Below are 6,102 nucleotides of genomic sequence, written 5' to 3'. Positions count from 1 at the left end.
GGTGGCCAAGATCGGTCCGCTGGAGTTCAGCGGCCTCATCGCCTGGTTCGCATGGTTCGTCTTGCACTTGGTCTACCTGGTCGATTTCAAGACCAAGGTCAGCACGCTGCTGTCGTGGACAGTGACCTTCCTGAGCACTCGGCGTGGTCAGCTCACCATCACCGAGCAGCAGGCGTTTGCCCGCACCCGCCTCGAACAGCTGGCGTACTGAGCGTCCCGCCACCGCCCACGTCAATACCGTATTACGCTGGGCTCGTCGCCGTGTTCAACGCAGAAGACGGCCGCGGGCTAGGACTGACCGCGGCCACCGCAGGAGAACTGGCCGATGCCATCGGCAAAGCCCACGCCCACAAGGGCGGGCCAATCCTCATCGAATGCCAGATCCCCAAACGACGACGCCAGCCCAGAGCTCATCTCCTGGGGATCCAAGGTTGCTCGTGGGACAAAGAAATTCCGGTTCTTGCGCAAACGCACGATCTCGGCCTCCACCTCCGCGGTGGTGGACATCGGCGACGACAGCGCCCGACGCGACCGCGGCGCCAGGCCCGCCACCCCGTCGCTGTAGAGCCGGCGCCGGTTGACATAGAGGGTCTCCCTCGATATGCCGTAGCGCAGGTCTCGGCCACCGTGATGCCGTCGCGCTTCGGTGTTAGCAGGATCTCCGACCGGCGTTCGTTCACGCTCAGCACTCTCACTTTGGGAGAGTGTCAGGGATGTCCCGCCGACAACCTGTCAGCTATGTGGCCGGGCGAAACACACACCACCGGGCCAAGGGGGTCGATTTTCAGATTCCGAAAAGCGGTCACAATTCACGTGCCGTTGACAGTTGCACGAACCTATTGCGTGTAATAGCAACGCGTTTCGTCGACCCAATCTCTATCGGCTCGGAAAGGACGCTGGTTCTCCTTAACCAATCGACTTATCGCATCCAAGCAGGCGACCCGATCACACTTTGCTACGGCCACACAACCAAAGTCACCGATCGCGCAATAGCCTCGGCCGTACGTCGGGCCGTCCTTGTCATGCGGGTTCCCATGTCGCTTACCGGCGACACCCAGGCTGCCGCGCCCCTATGCCGATATTCCTATGAGCTGCATGGCGTTCTGGACTGCTCCGGAGTCGATGTCGCGGCCGTTGTCCAGCCCGGCTAGACCACGCCATGAGTGGATCGCATGGCGCGTCAGTTTCACAATCGGAGTTGCGCTGGTGCCCCCAGCCGCGTGCGTGTGGGCGCGCAAGGCGTATCCGATTACGGCATCCAGTTTCGCCCGGTGGTTGGTATCCACAAGTGCGGTCGAGTGGTATGCGGCCCGCATGGCAAACATTCCACCGACGCGTAACGTCGGGCCACCCGCGCGGTAGACGGCGCGAGCGGCGCGATCTGCGGCGTCCCAGGCGGCGATAGGCGGCACGTCGCCAGCGGCGACCATGCGGTGCAGTTCGGCGATGTCGAAGATCGCCTTGGCCGCAGCCTTCTTGGCGTGTCGAATGACACCCCATTTGGGGCTGGTCAGAAGTTCGGCCACCCATGCGTGAATGACGGTGTCGGCAACATCGGTGGTTCCCACGGTCTGCCAGCCGAGTTCGAGTGCCAGAAGGCTGTTTTCCGGTGACAAGTAGCCGTCGGGACCTGCCAGCATGTCGTTGCATAACTGAACGAAGGCGGCCAGCGGGCGAGCCGAACAGTCGGGGAAGTCGGTGATATGCGTGTCGTCGTTGATGTATGAAATAACGTTCATCGCGCACCCTTTGCCTGATCCTGGCTGGTGCGATCCTCTGGCCAGCCTCAGTGGGTGTGTGATCCTGTCGAGGTCCATTTCAGTTGCACTCCTTCAGTCTTCGCTTCTCAATAAGTCGGTCCGAAACGGTTTACGTTGTAAATCAATGCGTTGCATCGAAATGTTCAGCACGTCCTAATCACTGGTGACGCCATGTGATCGGTTCACGGCCTCATCAGGGCGTGCGCCGGTTGGTACGTGCGCACGACACTGCATGCCTTCCTTCACGCGCTGATACCGACTAGGGATAACCCGACTATGACGGTGATAGCTGCCAACACAACGGCGACGATGGCGTTGAAGAGCAGCTGCCTGACATACGGGCCTTCCGCCGGATAGTTGAATGGCGGCGGCTCGCAGTCGACGACATCACCGGGTTCATCAGCTCGATATGCGGTAATCATTCGATTCCTCTTTCGCGACTACCAGCAGCTAGCGACAAATGGTGCTGCCGGATAAGTGGATTCCCATCGCTCTAAGAGTCGCGCTTCATGCAAGAAAAGTCGTCGTCGCTAACCCCCGTTGACCACTCCCGCCAGTGATGATCTGCGGCTACCGGCTAGCTGCAACGGGCGCGGTTAGTCCCTCTTGGCCATCCAGTCGTCGTCTTCTGTTTTCTGGCTCGGAATTTCGCATGGAGGGCTCGCTGTTGCCGGCACTCGGCGGCGCAGTGTTTTGGCTGGCGACGCTCACGAATAGGTAAGGAGATACCGCAGGGAATACGAGCGCGACTACGGGTTGTGACGCCCGGAGGGTGCCCGAGGAGGCAGGTAATCGCCATCAGCAACGCCGCGATGTCCCGTAGCCAAGGGATTTCGACTCGTCATCCGTATGGCCAACGCCAAGAATAAGATTCGGGTCGTAGTGATCGCCTCAGTATTCGTCGAGGCCACGCCGAGACGTTCGTGCTGAACCGAGCCCTCGTTTGAGGGTGGCGTCGTCCAGCTGCGTGGCTGCGTTCGAACATTCATCCCGGGCCAAGCTCACTCTCTTGTGCACGCCAGGAGTTTCACGGCCGCCCGCGAGTCGTTCGGCTCAGCGGTGCCTGGGTGAGATACCAGCGCGTAGCCTGCGCATCCCCAGACCATTGGCAAAGCGACCAGCATGCCGTATATCGCTGCCATGACGTCACCTCCTGGAGTTACAACTGCGTCTGCCCTTTGGCGATGTGTCAAGAATGGGGTTCTCGCACACAAATGTCGCCACTGCTGACCCCCACCCTGGGGGCCCGCCAGTGCGAATAGTGGCCTACCTACCAGCAGGCAGCGGGACCGCGCCAGCGCGGAACTCCCCAGCGTGTGCCCTTCGTCGCAGCGGGCCGAGCCCATAAGATTGCAGCTGGCGCCCTAACGGCGTTCCGCTTGGGTGTCACGATGCGCACTCCGGGCTCCGGGGTTGAACTTGCAAGGTGTCTCACCAAAGGGGTGATCGCACGCCGCGACATGGTGATCACCGTGCACTACTGCCGGCGACCGCACATGGTCGTGCCGACACCTACAACGTGTGTCAATGGCCAAGTCGAAGTCCCCGCTGGTGGCCAGGTAAAAGTCCCCGCCCCGTGCGGTAGTTCAGTGGTTGGTCAGGTGTTCTCCTTTCGGTGTTGGGCGTCTTTCATGCGGTAGGACTGGCCGTCGGTGATCACTAACGGAACGCAAACCGTCTTGACTTGACACTGGGCGCAGGTGTGGTGTCGGTTCGCCTTTTGGGTTTGGTGGGCCGGTCGGGTCCGGTGGTGGCGGGTCGAGTGCGATGCGCAGCCGGATCTTGACGTGCCAGCCGGTGACGCGGACGTCTTCGATGAGTAGGCGCAGCAGTTGCTGTTTTTGGATGTTGTCGAGGGTGTCGATGACGGCGTGGATGCGGGCGGCGAAGTCGTGCACGCGGCGGCGGAGCTGGTTGTCACGGGCAAGCGCGGTTCGTTCATCGGCAAGGCTGGTTCGCTTATGCTCTAGCTCTTTTCGACGGGAGGAGACTTCGGTGGCGCGGCGCTGCATTTCGGGGAGTTCGATGAACCCGCCCTGGTAGAGGTCGATGAGGCGGCGCCGTTCGGTGTCGGCGGCCTCGATCTTGCGGTCCAGCCGGGTCAGTTCAGCGGCGAGCAGTTCGTCGTCGGGGATCGGGGTTGCCAGGGTGACGGCCTGTTCGCCGGCCAGCAGCCGGTCCGGGTGGGTGATCGCGGCGCGTATCTGGTCGAACACGAAGCTGTCGAGCGCGTCGGCGCGGATGTTGCGTTCGGGACAGCGGCGGGATTCGCCGCCGGCGCGGATGGGGTCGTGGTTGCGGCAGTGGTAGTAGCGGTGCCAGGTACCGTTGCGGCCGCGCATCTTGTGGCAGTTGGTGCCGACACCGCAAACACCGCATTTGACAAGTCCTTTGAGCAGCCATTGGCCGGGTTCGGCGCGACGGGGGCTCCACTTGGTGTTGTCGGTGGCGACTCGCCCGGCGGCTTGGAACAGCTCGTCAGAGACGATGCGTGGGCAGTCGATGGGGATCCATTCGTCCCGGTTGCGCCAGACCTGCCGGTGGTGTCGGGTGGGGCGTCGGTCGGGCACCGATTCGGTGCGGTTGTAGTAGACCCGGCCGATGTAGGCCTCGTTGCGCAGCAGCCGGCACAGGGTGGAGTGGCCCCAGGTGGGTTTGCCGGTGGGTGACGGTATCGCGTCGGCGTTGAGGCGTCGGCAGATCTCGCGCACGGTGATGCCGGCGGCGCGGTCGGTGAAGATCCGCCGCACCACGGCGGCCTCGGGCTCGTAGATCTCGTGGTGTGCTTGGCCGGTGGCGGTGCTGCGGGGGATGCGACGGTAGCCGTAGGAGGCTTTCCAGGTGACGATCTCGCCGGCGCGGGCCCGAAACAGTTTGCCGCGCCGGTAGCGTTCGGCGATCTTGGCTTTCTCGTATTCGGCGATTACGCCCTGGACCTGGGTGAGCAGTACCGATTGCGGGTCGTCGGCGGCCAGCCCCGGGGAGTCGGTGAAGGCGACGATGACCCCGAAGCGGTCCAGCTCGTCGAGCACCAGCACCTGGTAGGCGTAGGCGCGGGCGAGCCGGTCGGGCGACAGGCACCACACTCGTTGGATGAGCCCGGCCTCGGCGGCATCGCGCAACGCGTCCAGTCCGGGCCGGTCCAATCGGGCGCCGGAATACCCGTCGTCGACGTACTGGCCGACCAGCTCGTCACCGGCGGCGGCGATGTGTTCGCGCAGCAGCTGCAGCTGTGAGCCGATGGTGCCGCGGTCGGCTTGGCGCTCGGTGGACACCCGCGCATACAGCGCCGCCCTCACCGCAGGCCTCTTCCCGGTAGTGCCAGTGCGGCAACCGAATCCACGCGTGCGGCGGCGTCGAGCAGGAACTGATAACCCGCCGCCAGCGCTGCCACCCGCGGATCGTTGTGCGGTGTCCATGCCGGCCGGGTGGCGGCGAGCAGTTCGGCGACGAACACCGGCTCGGCGCTCGGCCACGCGATCAACCCGGCCAGGCCGCGACGGGCAAACCGGGCCGCGGCCAGACCAGGGGGCAGCCCGGTGAGCTCAAGCACATGCGCGCGCAGCGTTTCGTAGTCGACCTGTGCCGCCTCGACCGGCGGCCAGAACGACCGGGCGCTCACCGCCCGCGGACCCGCTCGACGGTGCGCCGGTGTAACCGCACTCCGAACCGGTCGGCCACCTGCTCGGCGATCTGGGCCCCCGAGCCGGTGTCGGCGCGGATGAACTCCACGATCTCGGGGCGCAGCTTGACCGGGCCACGACGGCCGCGCCGCTCGTCGACTAGCCCCGCCATGCCCGACTGCTCGAACGCCGCCGCCACCAGATAAAACGCTGCTCGTGAATAGCCGTGTGCCGCAGCAGCTTCGGCCACGGGAACACCCTCGACTAGACGCGCTCGCAGCATCTCGTATTTCACCTGCACTTTGTCGGCGGCCAGAAAAAAACCTGGCCCGGCGGTGAACAACGGCGCGAAAACCGCGTCGGGATTCGGATGCACCAACCCCGCCTCGGTCAACGCCCGAAGTCGTGTCGTGTCGCTCACCGGTCTCACCTCCCACCCGGGAGCCTAGGCCACCACGCACTCGCCGTCTATCATTTACCGCCGCGCGTCGACGTTCAATTCTCGCAGCGGCTGCTAGATAGCCGCAGTAACCGAATATACGGTGAATGATGCGGCGATCAACGCTAGATATGCGGTGGTAATTACTAGACATCGAACTCAGTCCGCAGGGCCGGGCGCCAGCGCCGCCGACGGTGTTCAGGATGCAGATACAGCTCCGGAACCGCTTCCAGCGGAGCCAGCACCACCGTCAATTGCAGCTTTGCGTTCCGCTGGTGAT

6 protein-coding genes and 1 pseudogene are annotated in these 6,102 nt (G+C 63.8%); 1 reads left to right on the top strand and 6 read right to left on the bottom strand.

Annotation, left to right across the window (positions count from 1 at the left end; all coding sequences use genetic code 11):
• Nucleotides 1–211, top strand: a pseudogene (locus tag ACLQI9_RS17910) (NAD(P)/FAD-dependent oxidoreductase); the annotation flags it as partial.
• Between the two features lie 77 nt (nt 212–288).
• On the opposite strand, the gene ACLQI9_RS17905 reads toward ACLQI9_RS17910, so the two are convergent.
• From ACLQI9_RS17905 to ACLQI9_RS17880, 6 genes are all read right to left on the bottom strand, one after another.
• The gene (locus ACLQI9_RS17905) at nt 289–552 is read right to left on the bottom strand and encodes a hypothetical protein (protein WP_442379019.1); all 264 of its coding nucleotides are present in this window, start codon (nt 550–552) and stop codon (nt 289–291) included.
• Between the two features lie 518 nt (nt 553–1,070).
• On the bottom strand, nt 1,071–1,739 hold the full coding sequence (locus tag ACLQI9_RS17900; protein ID WP_442391987.1) for a hypothetical protein: 669 nt from the start codon (nt 1,737–1,739) through the stop codon (nt 1,071–1,073).
• A gap of 263 nt (nt 1,740–2,002) precedes the next feature.
• The gene (locus ACLQI9_RS17895; protein ID WP_442391986.1) at nt 2,003–2,182 is read right to left on the bottom strand and encodes a hypothetical protein; all 180 of its coding nucleotides are present in this window, start codon (nt 2,180–2,182) and stop codon (nt 2,003–2,005) included.
• Between the two features lie 1,164 nt (nt 2,183–3,346).
• Nucleotides 3,347–5,059, bottom strand: coding sequence for a recombinase family protein (locus ACLQI9_RS17890; RefSeq protein ID WP_442391985.1), 1,713 nt, complete (start codon nt 5,057–5,059; stop codon nt 3,347–3,349).
• Nucleotides 5,056–5,382: a hypothetical protein gene (locus ACLQI9_RS17885; RefSeq protein WP_442386647.1), complete on the bottom strand. Its 327-nt coding sequence runs from the start codon at nt 5,380–5,382 to the stop codon at nt 5,056–5,058. The genes ACLQI9_RS17890 and ACLQI9_RS17885 overlap by 4 nt, the downstream gene beginning before the upstream one ends.
• The gene (locus tag ACLQI9_RS17880; protein WP_442386645.1) at nt 5,379–5,804 is read right to left on the bottom strand and encodes a helix-turn-helix domain-containing protein; all 426 of its coding nucleotides are present in this window, start codon (nt 5,802–5,804) and stop codon (nt 5,379–5,381) included. Before ACLQI9_RS17880 ends, ACLQI9_RS17885 begins: the two co-directional genes overlap by 4 nt.
• Between the last annotated feature and the right edge of the window lie 298 nt (nt 5,805–6,102).

The sequence above is a fragment of the Mycobacterium sp. genome, from assembly GCF_052143115.1.
Taxonomy (GTDB): Bacteria; Actinomycetota; Actinomycetes; order Mycobacteriales; family Mycobacteriaceae; genus Mycobacterium.
Note: the sequence above shows the minus strand (reverse complement) of the source record. Positions and strands in the feature narration are given on the sequence as shown.

Bases quoted from the DNA above. Each gene is read 5' to 3' on its own strand.
- ACLQI9_RS17900 (WP_442391987.1), bottom strand. From the start codon at position 1,739: ATGAACGTTATTTCATACATCAACGACGACACGCATATCACCGACTTC.
- ACLQI9_RS17895 (WP_442391986.1), bottom strand. From the start codon at position 2,182: ATGATTACCGCATATCGAGCTGATGAACCCGGTGATGTCGTCGACTGC.